The organism is Amycolatopsis sp. NBRC 101858 (assembly GCF_030269325.1).
GTDB lineage: Bacteria > Actinomycetota > Actinomycetes > Mycobacteriales > Pseudonocardiaceae > Amycolatopsis > Amycolatopsis ponsaeliensis.
In genome coordinates this window covers 2,709,970-2,725,530 of record NZ_BSTD01000001.1, presented here as the reverse complement: position 1 = coordinate 2,725,530, position 15,561 = coordinate 2,709,970, and the positions used below count along the sequence as shown (strand labels likewise).

Sequence of the window (15,561 nt, the reverse complement as noted above, 5' to 3'; positions counted from 1 at the left end):
TGAGGCAGTCGTCGGCGCGGTTCATCGTGCAGATGGTGACCGCGGTCGGGCGGATCTTCTCCGGCGCTTCGACCGTCCAGCGGACCTGCTCCACCCGCAGCGTCTGCCCGCCCTCGGTTTCCAGGTCCAGCCAGAGGGCGCCGCCGTCGTAGAACTTGTCCAGCTGCGCGGTCAGCGTCACCTTGGTCTGCTTGACGTCGGCGACCTGCTCGGCGGCCACCACTCGGGGCTCGCCTTCGACGTCGGAGGCGCCCATGGAGAGCAGGCCGGTGCCGGTGACGACGGCTTCGACCGAGACCTCGGTCACCGTGGACCAGCGCTGCCAGTAGCTGGCCGGGAACCGGCCGAAGTACGTGTTGCCCGACACCTTGGAGGCGGGCTCGAGGGTGATCACCGCACGTTCCCGCACGGCCGAGCCCCACTCGAGCTCTGCGTACAGGTCCTTGCTGACGATCGGCGCCGGACCGGCGTAGAGACCGCGCTGCGCCGTCAGGCGACCCTGCGGAGTGTGCTCGGTGAACCGCGTCTCGGCGGCCGCGCCGGCTTTGGTGGTCGGCGCCGGGGTGGCTGTTTTACCGGGCATTGAGTTCCTCAGTTCTCCTCGGTCGACGGCTCGCGGAAGACGACCCACTTGAGCATCACGAAATTGATCACCGTGGCGGTGGCCTGGGACACGGCCCAGCACAGGGTGTGCTGCCACGCGGACTCCGGCAGCACCTGCAGCATCAGCTGGTTCACCCCGACCGCGACGAAGAACGTCACGGTGTAGAGCAGGACGAACGAGCCGATCTGCGCCTTGCCGTCGCGGCGCCCGCCGGAGAAGGTGAACTTCCGGTTCAGGAAGAACGCCGTGGTCGTGCCCACGATGAAACTGATAGCGCGGGCGACGTCGACCCACGGTGAAGTGGCCATCCCGGCCGCCTGGGTCAGCAGCGTGTACGTGCCCAGGTCGACCAGGGCGCAGAAGCCGCCGATCAGGGCGAAGCGAATGAGCTGCCCGAGCAGTCCAAGAGAGGACGGCTGCGCAGCCGTTGCGTCGGCTTGCGGATCGGTCGCCACCACTGCATTACCTCGTTGCCTGAGTCATGGTCACCCGCGCGGGCGCTTGTGCCTTGATGCGCAAAGTGTAGAAGCGAGCACTTCAGGGTCACGTTCCGGGCGTCGTTCGGCGTGGCTACCCTGGTCGGGTGACCCCATCACCCGAGACACAGCGTCGCACGCTCACGGGCTGGGCGCGGACGGCACCGACCACCGCCGACGTGCTGAGCACCGCAGACGTCGAAGTCATCGCCCGCGCCGTCACGCAGGCCGGTGAACGCGGTGTCATCGCGCGCGGCCTCGGCCGGTCCTACGGCGACCCGGCGCAGAACGCGGGCGGTCTGGTCATCGACATGACGGCCCTGAACCGGATCCACTCGATCGACCCGGACAGCGCGCTCGTCGACCTCGACGCCGGCGTGAGCCTCGACCAGCTGATGCGCGAGGCCCTGCCGCACGGCCTGTGGGTCCCGGTCCTGCCCGGCACGCGCCAGGTGACCATCGGCGGCGCGATCGCCAACGACATCCACGGCAAGAACCACCACAGCGCGGGCAGCTTCGGCAACCACGTCGTGTCGATGGACCTCATCACCGCGGACGGCAAGGTCCGCACGCTGACGCCGGAGGGCCCGGACGCCGAGCTGTTCTGGGCGACCGTCGCCGGCATCGGCCTGACCGGCATCATCACCCGGGCCACGATCCGGATGAAGAAGACCGAGACGGCGTACTTCTACGTCGACGCCGACCGCACGGCGAACCTCGACGAGACGCTCGGGCTGTTCACCGACGGCTCGGACCTGGGCTACGACTACTCGATGTCGGTGCCGGACCTGATCTCCTCCGACGGCAGGCTCGGCCGGGCCACGTTCTCGCGCGGCTCCCTGGCGACGCTGGACCAGCTGCCGCCGAAGCTGCGGGCCGAACCGCTGAAGTTCGACGCGCCGCAGCTGCTGACGCTGCCGGACGTCTTCCCGAACGGCCTGGGCAACAAGCTCACCTTCGGCCTGATCAACGAGCTGTGGCAGAAGACCGTGCCCAAGAAGGGCGCGCGCGGCAAGATCCAGAACCTGACGCAGTTCTACCACCCGCTCGACATGATCAGCGAGTGGAACCGCGCCTACGGTTCGAAGGGCTTCCTGCAGTACCAGTTCTCCGTGCCGTTCGGCGCGGAAGACCAGCTCAAGGCCATCTGCCGCAAGATCGCCACGTCGGGCAACTACTCGTTCCTGAACGTGCTCAAGCGGATGGGCGACGCGAACCCGGCCCCGATGTCGTGGCCGTCGCCGGGCTGGATGCTCAGCGTGGACTTCCCGATCAAGAACGGCCTGAGCCGGTTCTGCACCGAGCTGGACGAAGACGTCCTGGCCGCGGGCGGGCGGCTGTACACCGCGAAGGACTCGCGAACCTCGCCCGAGACGTTCGCGAAGATGTACCCGCGCCTCGAAGAGTGGCGCAAGGTGCGCGCCGCCGTTGACCCCGAAGGCGTTTTCGCCTCTGACATGAGCCGGAGGCTCGAGCTGTGATCGACGCTGTTGGCAACCCCCAGTCCCTGCTGCTGCTCGGCGGCACGTCCGACATCGCGCTGGCGATCGCGGAGAAGTACCTGGCCGAGAAGCCGCTGCGGGTCGTGCTCGCGGCCCGTCCCTCGCCGCGGCTCGACGCGGCCGCGCAGCGCCTGAAGGACAAGGGCGCCGAGGTGTCCACTGTGGACTTCGACGCGACGGACCTGGCGTCGCACCCCGGCGTGCTGGACAAGGCGTTCGAGGGCGGCGACGTCGACGTCGCGGTCGTGGCCTTCGGCCTGCTCGGCGACCCCGAAGAGCTCTGGCAGGACCACGCGAAGGCCGTCGAGGCCGCGACGGTGAACTACACCGCCGCCGTGTCCGTCGGCGTCGCGCTGTCGGAGAAGCTCAAGGCCCAGGGCCACGGCACGGTGATCGCGCTGTCGTCGGTGGCCGGCGAGCGCGTCCGGCGGTCCAACTTCGTCTACGGCTCGACGAAGGCCGGTTTCGACGGGTTCTTCCTGGGTCTAGGCGAGGCTCTCGCGCCGCACGGCGTGAAGGTGACGGTCGTCCGCTCGGGCCAGGTCCGGACCAAGATGACCGACGGCCTCAAGGACGCCCCGCTGACGCAGAACGCGGACCAGGTGGCCGAGCAGGCCGTGGCGGCCGCGCGCGCGGGCAAGGACCTGATCTGGGCGCCGGCGCCGTTCCGGCTGGTGATGTCGGCGCTGCGGCACGTTCCGCGGCCGATCTTCCGCAAGCTCCCGATCTGACGTCTCCACCCGGAGGTTGAGGCGGGGTTCCATCCGGGCCCCGCCCGCACGCCGATGTGGTCGCCGGGCAGTCGCCACAGACTGTCAGCATGACGACCACGAACAGCAAACAGGCCGGGCTGACGCTGCTCCTGCGCGACGTCGCGCTCCCGATGGCCCTGTACTACGTCCTGCGTTCCTTCGATGTCGACGCGCTCTGGGCGCTGCTGGTCAGCGCCGTGCCGCCGGTGCTGCGGACCGGCTACGTCCTGGTGCGGCACCGGCGGATCGACCCGGTCAGCGCGTTCGTGCTGGCCGTGCTGCTGATCAACGGCGCGGTGGCGGTGTTCTCCGGTGACCCCCGGCTGCTGCTCGTCCGCAGCGCCTGGATCACGCTGCCGCTCGGTGTGGCGATGCTGGCGAGCCTGCTCATCGGCCGGCGGCCGCTCCTCTTCCGGGCGGTCTGCACCCTCCAGCCCGCCCGCGCCGGCGAGCTCGAACAGCTGTGGGGCCTCTCCCCGGCGTTCCGGCAGCGGTGGCGCACGGCGACCCTGGGCTGGGGCGCCGGGTGCGTCCTGCTGGCCTGCGCGGTCGTCGTGATGGCGTTCACGCTGCCGGTGGACATCGTGCCGATCCTCGACACCGCGCTGACCGTCGGGGCCGTGGTGCTCGGCGCGAAGCTCACGCGGCAGCGGATGGGCATCAACCGGACGGTGGATGCCTGACAGCCGGCTCGACGATGTTGCCCGCGGCGCGGATCCCGGATGCTCGGGGACATGCTCGGCACCCTGCTCTGCGACATCGCCGCCCCGGTCGGCGGCTACTACCTGCTGCGGGCGTTCGACGTGGCGCCGATCTGGGCGCTGACGCTGAGCGGCCTGCCGCCCGCGCTGCGGGTGCTGTACCTGGCGGTACGGCACCGGCGGGTCGACGGCATGGGCGTGTTCGTGCTGGCGATCGTGGCGATCGGGTTCGCGACGACCCTGCTGACCGGCGACGCGCGGCTGCAGCTGGTCCGCGGTGCGTGGTTCAGCGTGCTGATCGGAGTGTGGATGCTGGCGAGCCTGCGCGTCGGCCGGCGGCCGACGACGTACCAGGCGACACTCGCCCTGCTGCCTGGCCGGGCTTCGACGCTGGAGGCCCGCTGGGCGGACACGCCGTCGTTCCGGCGGGTCTGGTGGGTCCTGACGGTCGTGTGGGGCGTCGGCGGGCTCCTGCACAGCGCGGGGAGCATCGCGATGGCGTACACGCTGCCGGTGGACGTCGTGCCGGGGCTCGACACGGCGTTGTCGATCGGGAGCTTCGTCGTGCTCCAGGTGATCACGCAGGTGCTGCTGGCCCGCGAGGGGACGATGAACCGGATGTTCCGCGGCCGCGATCAGCTGCCCGCCGCGTGAGCGGGCATCAGGTACAGGTTCTGGGTGCCCATCCACGGTGAGTCGATCCGCCAGCTCGCCAGCGCCGTCGGGGGTGGCGTGCGCCGCGTCGTCGCCAGGACCAGGTCCGGGCTGATCGGGGCGACGCTGTGGTCGAAGTTGTGGAAGTTGGCCTCCAGCAGCGCGCGGCCGAGGTCGCCGCTGCGGCGCTTGGTCTCCGCGATCGCCGGGTCGACCGCGCCGCGGTCGGAGAACTCGTCCACCAGCTCGCAGTCGCACGCGTACGCCAGCGCACCGACCTCGCCGGCCGTCTCCACCTTGCGGCCGTGGGCGATCGAGGCCAGCTCCTGGCCGATCTCGCGGTACTCCGTCGTCGACGCGTGGTTGCTCGTGATCGGCGCGAACTGGCGTGGGAGGCCCGGCAGCGCGTACACCACGAGACTCGCCACGAGGACGCCGCCGGTCAGCGTCCCCGTCACGCGGCGGGCGCGTTCCGGCACCGCGCACGCGTACGCCGCCAGGAAGATCGTCGCGCCGATGATGCTCGGCGCGTAGTACCAGTGGTACGGCGGCACGCCGAGCCGGCTGTACGCCACGTAGTGCAGCGCGCCGGCGACGGCGAGCGCCGCGAACGGCGTCAGGCGGCGGGCGACCTCGGACCCGCGGCGGTACTGGACGAGCCAGAGCACGCCCACCAGGCCGGCCAGGGGCAGCGGCAGGAACGACAGCGCGGCCTCGGCCGGGAAGTTGCGCCAGTACAGGAGCGGGCCGTTGGTGAAGCTGAACGGTCCCCACGACTGCTGGCTGATCTTGATGACGAGCGTGTCCGGCACGGCCGAGCCGAGCACGAGCCAGCTGAACCCGAACCACGGCAGCATGACCGCGAGCGCGGCGAACGCCGTGCGCCAGATGCCGGTCCAGAACTCGCGGCGGGCCGCGAACAGCACCGCCGCGATGAGCAGCAGGTCGATCCGGACGAGCGCGAGCAGCCCGATCACGACGCCGAGGCGGCCCGCCTTGCGCTCCCCCGCGTAGACCAGCGTCCAGACGACGCCGGTGGCGCCGAGCGCGACCTCCAGCCCCACCGACGACAGCAGCAGCGGGTTGACCAGCAGCAACGCGAACGTCACCGGCGCGAACGCCGCCGGCAGCCCGGTGCGCTCGCCCAGCCGGCGCAGGCCGAGGACGAGCAGCACCTGCGCGGCGACGAACACGATCCCGGCGGCCAGCACGGCGTCGCGGACGAAGAACGTGACCGCGGCCAGCACCAGGACGTTCAGCGGGGACGTCGCGGTGTTCGCCGTCCCCTGTTCGATCAGGCCCCAGTGGGCGTGGAACGCGAGGTTTTTCGCGTACGACAGCGTGATGTAGGTGTCATCGATGAGATGGCTGCTGACCAGGGCGAACACCAGCGCGGAGGCCGCCGCGGCCCCCGCCGGCAAGGCCCACGAGCGGGCAAGGGGAACGGCCGCCGACAGCGCGGTGGCGGCCCTGGGGAGTTCTGCGGAGGCGCTTCGCATCCCCGACACCGTACCTCGCCCGTGATGCTTCCGTGATCTGAGCGAGATGCCGGTGACTCAGGCCACAGTGGTCAGATGCCGTTCCCGGAGCCGGAATTGCCCGAGTTGCCGGAGTTGCCGCCGCCACGGCCGGGGAAGCCACGGCCGTCTGGCCCCTGGTTGGGGCCGTTGTACTGGCGGTGGATGCCCGGACGGTCGCCGCGGGGGCCGTGGCTGGTCGCGGCCGCGATCCCGCCGACGATGCCGCCGCCGATCAGCAGGCCCAGGACGCCGACACCGACGAGCTGCGTCGCGCGGTGGCCGACGAACCGCCGGAACCCGCCGGGCTGCGGCGGGGCGGCCTGGGGCGGGCCCCAGGCGCCGTAGGCCTGGCCGGGACCGGGCTGGGAGAGCTGCGGGGTGGGCGGAGCAGCCTGGCCGGATGCCTGCGCGGCGTTCGGCAAGGTAGTGGTCCCGGGCGCGCCGGGCGGCGGCTGCTGGCCCTGGTCGGCCGCCTGCGCGGCGTTCGGCAAAGCCGTGGTCCCAGCGGCGGGCGGCGACTGCTGGCCGTGGACGGCGGTCTGGTCGGCCGCCTGCCCGGGTTCAGCGGTGGGGACCTGAGCGGTCGGCTGGTCGGCCGCGGGCGTCGCCGGTGCCTGAGCTGCCGGCTGCTGCGTGGTGGGCTGGCCGGCCGTCGCCGGTGCCTGCGTGGTGGGCTGGTCGGCCGCGGCCTGCGCCGTGGGCTGCTCGACGGTCGGGTGGTCGGCCCCCTCCGGGGCCTTCTCCTCGCGCGGCTGGTCGTTCATCGTGGCTCCTGTGGTCACGGGGACGGGCGCACTGCCCGCCCCCACCACCTCAGGGTGCGCCCGTCAGCTGTGCGTCACCTGAAACGAACCTGTCGATCCGCCATGAGACTCACAGGTAGAACGAAAGGAACAGCGTGACCACCCAGGTCGCGCCGAGCACCTGCAGGATGCGGTCCTTGAGCGCGATCTCCTCGGGCTCGCCCGCGATGCCGCCGTCGACGTCGACCGCGTAGCGCAGCACCGCCACCACGAACGGCACCATCGAGATGAGCGCCCACACCGAGTTGTGCTCGGTCTGGCGGATCTCGAACGCCCACAGGCAGTACGACATGATCAGGATGGCCGCCGACGTCGCCCAGACGAACCGCAGGTAGCTGGCCGAGTACTTCTTCAGCGACGAGCGGATCTTCGCGCCGGTGCGCTCGAACAGCATGATCTCCGCGTAGCGCTTGCCGGCGACCATGAACAGCGAACCGAACGCCGTGACCAGCAGGAACCACTGCGAAAGCGCGATCCCGCCCGCGACACCGCCGGCGATCGAGCGCATCAGGAAGCCCGAGCCGACGATGGCCAGGTCGACCACCGGCTGGTGCTTCAGGCCGAAGCAGTAGCCGAGCTGGACGGCCTCGTAGACCCCCAGCACCACGGCGAGCTGCCAGCTCGCCGCGAACGACACGCCGAGGCCGGCCAGGAAGAACACGACCGCGGCCCCGTACGCGACGGGGACCGGCACGATGCCGGCCGCGATCGGCCGGTTCCGCTTGGTCGGGTGGGCCCGGTCGGCCTCGACGTCGATGGCGTCGTTGATGAGGTAGACCGAGCTCGCCACCAGCGAAAACGCCACGAAGGCGACGATCGCGTCGAGCAGGAGGCCCGTGCGGTCGGTCGACTTCGAGAACGCGAAGAACGGGGCCGCGAAGACCAGGACGTTCTTCACCCACTGGCGGGGCCGCGCCGTCTTGATGACGCCGCCGACCAGGCCCAACGGGCCGCGGGAGACGGTTGCCGTCGACGACTCGGGCGTCACCGGAGTCTCCGGTGCCTCAGGAGTCACGGCCGCTTCGTCGCTGTTGCGCTGCTCGGTCGTCTCGCTCATGGATTCTTCTTCAGCTTCCGTCGTATCAGACCACCGACGAGCCCCCCGAGGGCCGCACCGGCCAGAACGTCTGTCGGATAGTGAACGCCGAGCACGAGCCGCGAGGCGAGCATCGGCGGTACCAGGGCGGGCACCAGGTTACGCCCGGTCAATCCGGAGTAGAGCACCGCCGCCGCCGTCGTGGACGTCGCGTGCGACGACGGGAAGCTCAGCTTGCTCGGCGTGCCGACCAGTACCTCCACGCTCGGGTGGTCCGGTCGCGGCCGCCTGACCACGCGTTTCACCGCGATGGAGGCGGCGTGCGCGCCGACGACACCGGCCGAGGCGACCAGCCAGTCCTTGCGCCGCTTCTTGTCGACCACGGCGCCGATCAGGCCCAGGCCGAACCAGCCGATCGCGTGCTCGCCGAAGTGCGACATGCCGCGCGCGGCTTTCACCGAAACGTCACTCTTCAGAAAGCCCTGCGCCTTGGACAGGACCGCGACCTCACCCGTCGGGGTGCCCTTCTCAAGCATCGAGGGACCCGTCGAGCGGCGCGCCGTCGGTCAGGTGCGGGGCGATCTTGTTGTCGAACGCCGACAGCGCCGACCCGATGGCCATGTGCATGTCGAGGTACTTGTACGTGCCGAGACGGCCGCCGAACAGCACGTTCTTCTCGCGCGCCTCGGTCTTGGCCAGCTCGCGGTAGGCCTCGAGCTTCTCGCGGTTCTCCGGCGTGTTGATCGGGTAGTACGGCTCGTCTTCGTCGGTCGCGAAGCGGGAGAACTCGCGGAAGATGACCGTCTTGTCCTTGGGGTAGTCCCGCTCCGGGTGGAAGTGCCGGAACTCGATGATCCGGGTGTACGGGACTTCCTGGTCGTTGTAGTTGACGACCGAGGTGCCCTGGAAGTCGCCGGTCTCGGCGACCTCGGACTCGAAGTCGACGGTGCGCCAGGTGAACCGGCCCGCCGAGTAGCCGAAGTAGCGGTCCAGCGGCCCGGTGTAGACGGTCGGGGTGCCCGCCGGGATGTGCTCGCGCACGTCGAAGTAGTCGACGTTCAGCCGGATCTCGATGTTCTCGTGCTCGGCCATCTTCTCGAGCCACGCGGTGTACCCGTTGACGGGCAGGCCCTCGTAGGTGTCGTTGAAGTACCGGTTGTCGAAGTTGTACCGGACCGGCAGGCGCGTGATGATGTTCTCGCCCAGGTTCTTGGGGTCGTTCTCCCACTGCTTCGCGGTGTACCCGCGGATGAACGCCTCGTAGAGGGGGCGCCCGACCAGCGAGATCGCCTTCTCTTCGAGGTTCTGCGCGGCGCTGGTCTCGAACTCCGACGACTGCTTGGCGATCAGCTCGCGGGCCTCGTCCGGCGTGTGGGACTTGCCGAAGAACTGGTTGATCAGGCCCAGGTTCATCGGGAACGAGTAGACCTGGTCCTTGACCCGCGCGAAGACGCGGTGCTGGTAGTTCGTGAACTCGGTGAAGCGGTTCACGTACTCCCAGACGCGCTTGTTCGAGGTGTGGAAGAGGTGCGCGCCGTACTTGTGCACCTCGATCCCGGTCTCGGGCTCGGCCTCGGAGTACGCGTTGCCGCCCAGGTGGCTGCGCCGCTCGAGGATGAGGACCTTCTTGCCCAGCTCGGCCGCTGCCCGTTCGGCGACGGTCAGGCCGAAGAAACCGGACCCGACGACGACGAGGTCGTAACCTGCGAAATCGTCTTCAGTAATCTGTGCGGGGTTCGTGTGCGCGCTCACGGGCGTCGAGGGTACGGGGGTCGCTGACCCGGCTCGCACCCGACTATCACATTTCGGCCTACGACACACCTGGAAAGCAGTGCCTGCACCCGAGGACTTCTGGAGCTACTTCACCGCCGTGGCCACCTATCTGGCCGTGCTGGCGGTGCCTGGCGGCGTCGTCGGATGGGCCGCCGGGGTCCGCGGCTGGACGCTGGCGGGGCTCGCGCCGCTGCTCAGCTACGCCGTCACCGGCCTGGCCGGCCCGTGGCTGGCGATCGTGCACGTGCCGTACGGCCCGCTGAGCGTCGCCGCCTGCACCCTGCTGCTCGCCGGGGTGATCCACGGCCTGCGCCGGTTCTCGATCGCCCGGGGGTGGCTGACGCCGGGTGCCGAGGAGCCGCCACAGCCGTGGACGCGCCGGGCGCACCTGGCCGTGGGTGCCTGCGTGGCGGTCGCCACGGCCGTGTCGATCGCCGTGGTGGTCACCGGCCGCGGCGGGACGACCGCGGTGTTCCAGCGCTGGGACACCGTCTTCCACGCGAACGGCATCCGCTACATCGCCGAGACCGGCGACGGCTCGCTGACCGGCATGGGCACCATCAACTGGTACCCGGACGGCTCGTTCTACCCGAACGCGTACCACCTGGTCGGCGCCCTGGTCTACCAGCTGTCGGGCACGTCGGTCCCGGTCACGCTCAACGCCGTGACGATGCCGATCGCCGGGCTGTTCGCGCTGGCCATGGTCGCGCTGGTGCGCCAGCTCGGCGGCCGCGCGGTGTTCGCCGGCAGCGTGGCGCTGGTCGCCGGCGGCGCGACGACCGGGGCGTACGAGTCGGTGTCGAGCGGGCTGCTGCCGTTCGCGCTCGGCATCGTGCTGACGCCGCTGGCGGTGGTCGCGCTGCAGCGGTTCGTCGTGCGGCCGGGCGTCGACACCGGCGCGGTGCTGGCGCTGAGCGCCACCGGCCTGCTCGCGGCGCACTCGAGCGCGTTGTTCGGGGCGATCCTGTTCGCCTTCCCGCTGGTGGTGCAGCGCTGGTACCGGGCGCTGCGGGGCAAGCGCCTCGACGGCGTGCCCGAGCACCGGGCGGCTTGGCGGGTGGTCGGCGGCGACCTCCTGCGGATGCTGCCGGTGATGGTGGCCGCGGGCGTGCTGGCCGCGCCGATGATCCTCGGCGCGATCACCTTCACGTCCGGGTCGTACCCGTACCACGCGTGGGGCTCGCACATGCCGGTGTGGAAGGCGCTGGCGATGCTGGCGACGTTCAAGCAGGTGCTGCCGGTGCCGCAGATCTGGCTGACGGTGTTCCTGGCTCTGGGCGTGTTCACGCTGGTGCGGCTGCGGCGGATGCGCTGGGTGGTGCTCTCGGCGCTCGGGCTGTCCGCGCTGTTCGTGGTGGTCGCGTGCTTCGGCGGCGAAGACTGGGTGATCACCCTGTCGCGGCCCTGGTGGAACGACCGGTTCCGGCTGATGGCGCTGGCGGCGATCCCGATGTGCCTGCTCGCCGCGCACGGGATGAGCGAGACCCAGCGGTGGGTGGCGAAGGTCGCGAGCGGCCGCGCCTGGGTGCGGGCGCGGCCGTGGCTGACCGGCCGGGTCGGGCTGGCGACGGCGGTGCTGCTGGTCGTGGCGATGGGCGTGCTGACCGGCGGGTTCTACCGCGCGGCCAACGCCAAGACGGTGTCGCTGCTCTACTACAACGGCCTGCCCGGCGAGACGGTCCCGCCGGTCAGCCAGGACGAGATCGACGCGATGGACCACCTCGGCACGCTGGGGATCCCCGCCGACCAGAAGGTGCTCAACGACCGGATGGACGGCACGGCGTGGATGTACGCGCTCACCGGCGTGCACCCGGTGGCCGGCCACTACGACGCGGGCGTCGCTCCCCCGGACGCGCTCTACCTGGCCCTGCACTTCGGCGACTACGACAGCGACCCGGAGGTCCGCGCGGCCACGCGGCGGCTGAACATCCACTACGTGCTGGTGGGCAGCGGGACGATCCGCCGTGACACGCCGATCGCGCCGGGCCTGCGGCACCTGGACGGGCACGACTTCGTCAAGCAGGTCTACCGGAACCCGGGCGCCGTGATCTACCGGATCGTGAAGTAGCCCGGACAAGACAAAGCCCTCGTGGCCGCGGCGCCCCGTGCCGCGGCCACGAGGGCCCTCCGTCCCCCAACCACCCCCGGGGTGATCTCTGACGTCTGCAGTGAAGGACGCCCAGGGGACGGCAATCGGTTTCCTCGCTACCCGGATGTCACCCGTTCGGACTAGCGTGGAGCTCCGGCAGCACGTCGCTCGCCACCTGCTCCAGTACGGCTTCGCGGCCTTCGTACGGCGAAGACGACCGCGGCCAGTGCGAGATGACGTCGGTGAAGCCCAGCTCCCCCGCGCGGCCCGCCGCGTCCCGGAACGCCTCGACGCTGCTCAGCGAGAAGACCGGCGACGCGTCCAGGCTCAGGTAGCGCTGGATGCCCGCCCGCTCGCGGCCGACCGCGTCCAGCCGCTCGCCGAAGACCTCGGTGAGCTGCTTGATGCCGTCCCACCACTCGTCCTCGGTCGCGCCGCCCTTGCCCGTCGTGACCCAGCCCGCGCCGAAGCGCGCCGCGAGGGTCATCGTGCGGGGGCCGTTCGCCGCGACCACGAACGGCAGCCGCGGCCGCTGGACCGTGCCCGGCAGGTTGCGGGCCTCGCGGGCCCGGTAGTACTCGCCGTCGAAGTCGAACTTGTCCGTGATGAGCAGCCCGTCGAGCGCCTCGACGAACTCGGTGAACCGGTCGGCCCGCTGCTTCGCCGTCAGCTCCGGCGCGTCGAGCACCTTGCCGTCGTAGCGCTGGTGGTCGACGCCCGCGCCGACGCCGAGGACGAAGCGGCCGTCCGAAATGTCGTCGAGGGTGGTCAGCTCGCGCATGAACGGCACCGGGTGCCGCGCGACCGGGGAAGCCACGAACGTGCCCAGCCGGATGCGGGACGTCACCATCGCCGCCGCCGTCAGGGTCGGGACCGCGGAGAACCACGGGCCGTCCACGAGGTTGCGCCAGCCCAGGTGGTCATAGGTCCAGGCGTGGTCGAAGCCGTATTCCTCGGCGGCGCGCCACTTCGGCTCGGCCGCCCACCAACGATCTTCCGGAAGAATCACGATGCCTGCTCGCACAGACCCGGACCGTACTGGTAACCACCGACAATCGCTCGGACGGGGACGAGGCCACCCGAACGTGTCAGGGACAATGGGCGGGTGGAGAGACCTCAGTTGATCGCGTCCGACGTCGACGGCACCCTGCTCGGCCCCTCCGAATCCCTCAGCGCCCGCACCATCGCGACCGTCCGCCGGGCGATCGACGCGGGCGTGCCGTTCGTGCTGGCCAGCGGCCGCCCGCCGCGCTGGATCGCGCCCGTGGCCAAGCCCCTCGACCTGACCGGGTACGCCGTGTGCGCGAACGGCGCCGTCCTGTACGACTGCGGCCGCGAGGAGGTCGTCGCGGTGCACGGCCTGCTGAAGCCGGAGCTGCTCCACGACATCGCGCACGCGCTCGACAAGGCCCTGCCCGGCTGCCGGCTGGCCGCCGAACGCGTCAGCACCGACGCCGACCACGAGATGCGCAGCTTCGTGATCGAGCCGAACTACCACAACCCCTGGGGCGACGGCGAAGGCCGCACGGCGCCGCGCGCCGAGGTGCTCGGGCACCCGGCGATCAAGCTGCTGGTCAGCCACCGCGGGATGTCGTCCGACGAGATGGCCGAGGCGATCAACGCCCTCTTCGACCGCGACGTCGACGTCACGTACTCGTCGTCGGGCGGCCTGGTGGAGCTGTCCGCGCACGGGATCACGAAGGCGACCGGCCTCGCCGACGTCGCCGAGCGCCTCGGTGTCGGGCGCGAGCAGGTGATCGCGTTCGGCGACATGCCCAACGACGTCGAGATGCTGCGCTGGGCCGGCCACGGCGTCGCGATGGAGGACGGGCACCGGGCGGTGCTCGCGGTGGCCGACGAGGTCACCGGCCCGGCTGGCGACGATGGCGTCGCGCAGGTGCTCGAGCGCTGGTTCTAACCGCGATCGAGCTCGGCCGCTTCCTCCGGTGTCGGCGCCGTCCCGCCCAGGTGCGCAGGCAGCCACCAGCGTTCTTCGTCGGACGCGGGCTGGTCGGGGTACTCGGCCTGGGCGCGGTCGACGAGCGCGCTCATCCGCGTGCGCAGCTCCTTCGTCACGACGTCCCAGTCGTCGCCCTTGGCCGGGCGCAGCGGCTCGCCGATGAGGATCGAGATCGGCACGTGGCGGCGGGTCAGGTCCTTCGGCCGGCCCTTCGTCCAGAGCCGTTGCGTGCCCCACAGCGCCATCGGCACGACCGGGACGTCCGCCGCCGCGGCCATCCGGACGGCGCCCGACTTGATCTCTTTGACGGTGAACGACCGGCTGATGGTGGCTTCGGGGAAGACGCCGACGACCTCGCCGGCCTGCAGCTTCTCGAGTGCCTCGCGGTAGGAGGCCAGGCCGGCGGAGCGGTCGACGGAGATGTGGTGCATCCCGCGCATCAGCGGCCCGGCGATCTTGTTGTCGAAGATCTCCTTCTTCGCCATGAACCGCGTCAGCCGCTTGGCCGGGCGCGCGCCGAGGCCGCAGAAGATGAAGTCGAGGTAGCTCACGTGGTTGCACGCGATGACCGCACCGCCGCGGCGCGGGATGTGCTCCGCGCCCTCGACCCGGATGCGGTTGTCCAGTACCCGGAACATCGTCCGGGCCGCCGCGATCACGGGCGGGTACACGAAGTCAGCCATCACGCCAGGTTACGGGACCGTAGGTTCTTGACCGGTGTTCAGCGGTGAAGGCCACAAACCGGGCGAAGCTCACGCCACTCGAACGACCACTAGGCTTTCGGCGTGGGGACAGTGATCGAATCGCCTGTGAGACGAGCCGGCCACCGAGTCGCGGTGTACCTGGGGCTGGTCACGGTGACGCTCCTCAACCTGATCTCCTACGCACCCGTGCAGCCGAACGCGCACGAGAAGGCGTGGGGTGACGCCGCCGAGTACTACGCGATGTCGGTGCAGACCGGCGCGCAGGTCGACAACCCGTTCGCCCTGCGGATGCTCAGCCCGTGGCTCGTCCACACCGTCAACCGGTTCACCGGCATCTCCCTCGACTCCGTGTGGCTGGCGTTCACCTTCGCGCTGGTCCTCGCCGCGGCGATCGTCTTCTTCGAGTTCCTCTGGGTCCGCCTGGACCTGCGGCTGTACACCTCGGCGCTCGCCGCGACCGCGCTGGCCTGCACGTTCTGGTACGCGCCGTACGCGTTCAGCAACCCGTACCTGGTCGACCCGCTGAACAACCTGCTCTACCTGGTCGCGCTGTGGCTGCTGTTCGACCGGCGGCTGATCTGGTTCGCGGTGGTGATCGTCGTCGGCACGATCAACAAGGAGACGACGCTGCTGCTCGCGCCGCTGTACCCGCTGGCGGCGTGGACGCGGTCGCGGTCGCTGCGGGACAAGCAGGTGATCGGCGGGCTCGTCGCCGTCGTGGTCGCGGCCGGGCTGTACTTCGGGTTCCGGCTGTGGGCCCAGGCGCTGATCGGCGGCGACTACGGGTTCGGCGCCGGGCAGGCCAACAGCGGCCTGCTGGGCAACATCCGCTTCGCCCTGTCCTCGAACAAGGGTGTGGACCAGGCGGCCCTCTACAGCACGTTCGGCTTCTTCTGGCTGATCTTCGCCTACGGCCTCTACCGCGAGTTCCGGCTGAACGGCACCCGGAGCCTGCTGCTGGTGTCCAGTGTCTGGCTGGGGCTGTGC

At 70.6% G+C, this 15,561-nt stretch carries 14 protein-coding genes and 1 pseudogene; 6 read left to right on the top strand and 9 right to left on the bottom strand.

Translation table 11 applies throughout. The features are described from left to right. Both QSK39_RS13250 and QSK39_RS13245 read right to left on the bottom strand, forming a co-directional pair. Nucleotides 1–583 (bottom strand): annotated as a pseudogene (locus tag QSK39_RS13250) (glycosyltransferase); the annotation flags it as partial. 8 nt (nt 584–591) lie between these two features. After that, nucleotides 592–1,062, bottom strand: coding sequence for a GtrA family protein (locus QSK39_RS13245; RefSeq protein WP_285477886.1), 471 nt, complete (start codon nt 1,060–1,062; stop codon nt 592–594). 125 nt (nt 1,063–1,187) lie between these two features. Between QSK39_RS13245 and dprE1 the strand changes: the two genes are divergently transcribed. The 4 genes from dprE1 to QSK39_RS13225 all read left to right on the top strand — a co-directional run bounded on the left by dprE1 (nt 1,188) and on the right by QSK39_RS13225 (nt 4,689). Further along, nucleotides 1,188–2,561 carry a decaprenylphosphoryl-beta-D-ribose oxidase gene (gene dprE1 / locus QSK39_RS13240; RefSeq protein WP_285477885.1) on the top strand — a complete coding sequence of 458 codons (1,374 nt, stop codon included), beginning with the start codon at nt 1,188–1,190 and terminating at the stop codon, nt 2,559–2,561. Then, the gene (gene dprE2, locus QSK39_RS13235) at nt 2,558–3,313 is read left to right on the top strand and encodes a decaprenylphospho-beta-D-erythro-pentofuranosid-2-ulose 2-reductase (protein ID WP_285477884.1); all 756 of its coding nucleotides are present in this window, start codon (nt 2,558–2,560) and stop codon (nt 3,311–3,313) included. The genes dprE1 and dprE2 overlap by 4 nt, the downstream gene beginning before the upstream one ends. Before the next feature lie 89 nt (nt 3,314–3,402). Next, complete coding sequence (locus tag QSK39_RS13230) at nt 3,403–4,017, top strand: VC0807 family protein (protein WP_285477883.1); 615 nt, start codon at nt 3,403–3,405, stop codon at nt 4,015–4,017. 51 nt (nt 4,018–4,068) lie between these two features. Then, nucleotides 4,069–4,689 (top strand): VC0807 family protein, encoded by a 621-nt coding sequence (locus QSK39_RS13225; protein WP_285477882.1) that lies wholly within the window; start codon nt 4,069–4,071, stop codon nt 4,687–4,689. Here the strand turns inward: QSK39_RS13225 and QSK39_RS13220 are convergent. From QSK39_RS13220 to glf, 5 genes are all read right to left on the bottom strand, one after another. Further along, nucleotides 4,671–6,188, bottom strand: a complete 1,518-nt coding sequence (locus QSK39_RS13220; protein WP_285477881.1) for a hypothetical protein — start codon at nt 6,186–6,188, stop codon at nt 4,671–4,673. The genes QSK39_RS13225 and QSK39_RS13220 overlap by 19 nt on opposite strands. 71 nt (nt 6,189–6,259) lie before the next feature. Beyond that, nucleotides 6,260–6,973: a hypothetical protein gene (locus tag QSK39_RS13215; protein WP_285477880.1), complete on the bottom strand. Its 714-nt coding sequence runs from the start codon at nt 6,971–6,973 to the stop codon at nt 6,260–6,262. A 109-nt stretch (nt 6,974–7,082) separates the two neighbouring features. After that, nucleotides 7,083–8,069 (bottom strand): decaprenyl-phosphate phosphoribosyltransferase, encoded by a 987-nt coding sequence (locus tag QSK39_RS13210; RefSeq protein ID WP_285477879.1) that lies wholly within the window; start codon nt 8,067–8,069, stop codon nt 7,083–7,085. Then, the gene (locus QSK39_RS13205) at nt 8,066–8,584 is read right to left on the bottom strand and encodes a phosphatase PAP2 family protein (protein ID WP_285477878.1); all 519 of its coding nucleotides are present in this window, start codon (nt 8,582–8,584) and stop codon (nt 8,066–8,068) included. Before QSK39_RS13205 ends, QSK39_RS13210 begins: the two co-directional genes overlap by 4 nt. Beyond that, nucleotides 8,577–9,800: a UDP-galactopyranose mutase gene (gene glf / locus QSK39_RS13200; RefSeq protein ID WP_285477877.1), complete on the bottom strand. Its 1,224-nt coding sequence runs from the start codon at nt 9,798–9,800 to the stop codon at nt 8,577–8,579. The genes QSK39_RS13205 and glf overlap by 8 nt, the downstream gene beginning before the upstream one ends. Before the next feature lie 79 nt (nt 9,801–9,879). Between glf and QSK39_RS13195 the strand changes: the two genes are divergently transcribed. After that, nucleotides 9,880–11,889: a DUF6541 family protein gene (locus QSK39_RS13195; protein ID WP_285477876.1), complete on the top strand. Its 2,010-nt coding sequence runs from the start codon at nt 9,880–9,882 to the stop codon at nt 11,887–11,889. Between the two features lie 148 nt (nt 11,890–12,037). Here QSK39_RS13195 and QSK39_RS13190 read toward each other — a convergent pair whose 3' ends face one another. Beyond that, the gene (locus QSK39_RS13190) at nt 12,038–12,934 is read right to left on the bottom strand and encodes an LLM class flavin-dependent oxidoreductase (protein ID WP_285477875.1); all 897 of its coding nucleotides are present in this window, start codon (nt 12,932–12,934) and stop codon (nt 12,038–12,040) included. Nucleotides 12,935–13,030: 96 nt separating this feature from the next. On the opposite strand from QSK39_RS13190, the gene QSK39_RS13185 reads away from it, so the two are divergent. After that, the gene (locus QSK39_RS13185; RefSeq protein WP_285478014.1) at nt 13,031–13,828 is read left to right on the top strand and encodes an HAD family hydrolase; all 798 of its coding nucleotides are present in this window, start codon (nt 13,031–13,033) and stop codon (nt 13,826–13,828) included. Here the strand turns inward: QSK39_RS13185 and QSK39_RS13180 are convergent. Continuing rightward, complete coding sequence (locus QSK39_RS13180) at nt 13,825–14,553, bottom strand: lysophospholipid acyltransferase family protein (RefSeq protein WP_285477874.1); 729 nt, start codon at nt 14,551–14,553, stop codon at nt 13,825–13,827. The genes QSK39_RS13185 and QSK39_RS13180 overlap by 4 nt on opposite strands. Between the last annotated feature and the right edge of the window lie 1,008 nt (nt 14,554–15,561).

Excerpts from the sequence above, each read along its gene's own strand:
- QSK39_RS13220 (WP_285477881.1), bottom strand. The coding sequence starts at position 6,188 with ATGCGAAGCGCCTCCGCAGAACTCCCCAGGGCCGCCACCGCGCTGTCG.
- QSK39_RS13215 (WP_285477880.1), bottom strand. The coding sequence starts at position 6,973 with ATGAACGACCAGCCGCGCGAGGAGAAGGCCCCGGAGGGGGCCGACCAC.
- QSK39_RS13205 (WP_285477878.1), bottom strand. The coding sequence starts at position 8,584 with ATGCTTGAGAAGGGCACCCCGACGGGTGAGGTCGCGGTCCTGTCCAAG.
- QSK39_RS13230 (WP_285477883.1), top strand. The coding sequence starts at position 3,403 with ATGACGACCACGAACAGCAAACAGGCCGGGCTGACGCTGCTCCTGCGC.
- QSK39_RS13225 (WP_285477882.1), top strand. The coding sequence starts at position 4,069 with ATGCTCGGCACCCTGCTCTGCGACATCGCCGCCCCGGTCGGCGGCTAC.
- QSK39_RS13180 (WP_285477874.1), bottom strand. The coding sequence starts at position 14,553 with ATGGCTGACTTCGTGTACCCGCCCGTGATCGCGGCGGCCCGGACGATG.
- QSK39_RS13210 (WP_285477879.1), bottom strand. The coding sequence starts at position 8,069 with ATGAGCGAGACGACCGAGCAGCGCAACAGCGACGAAGCGGCCGTGACT.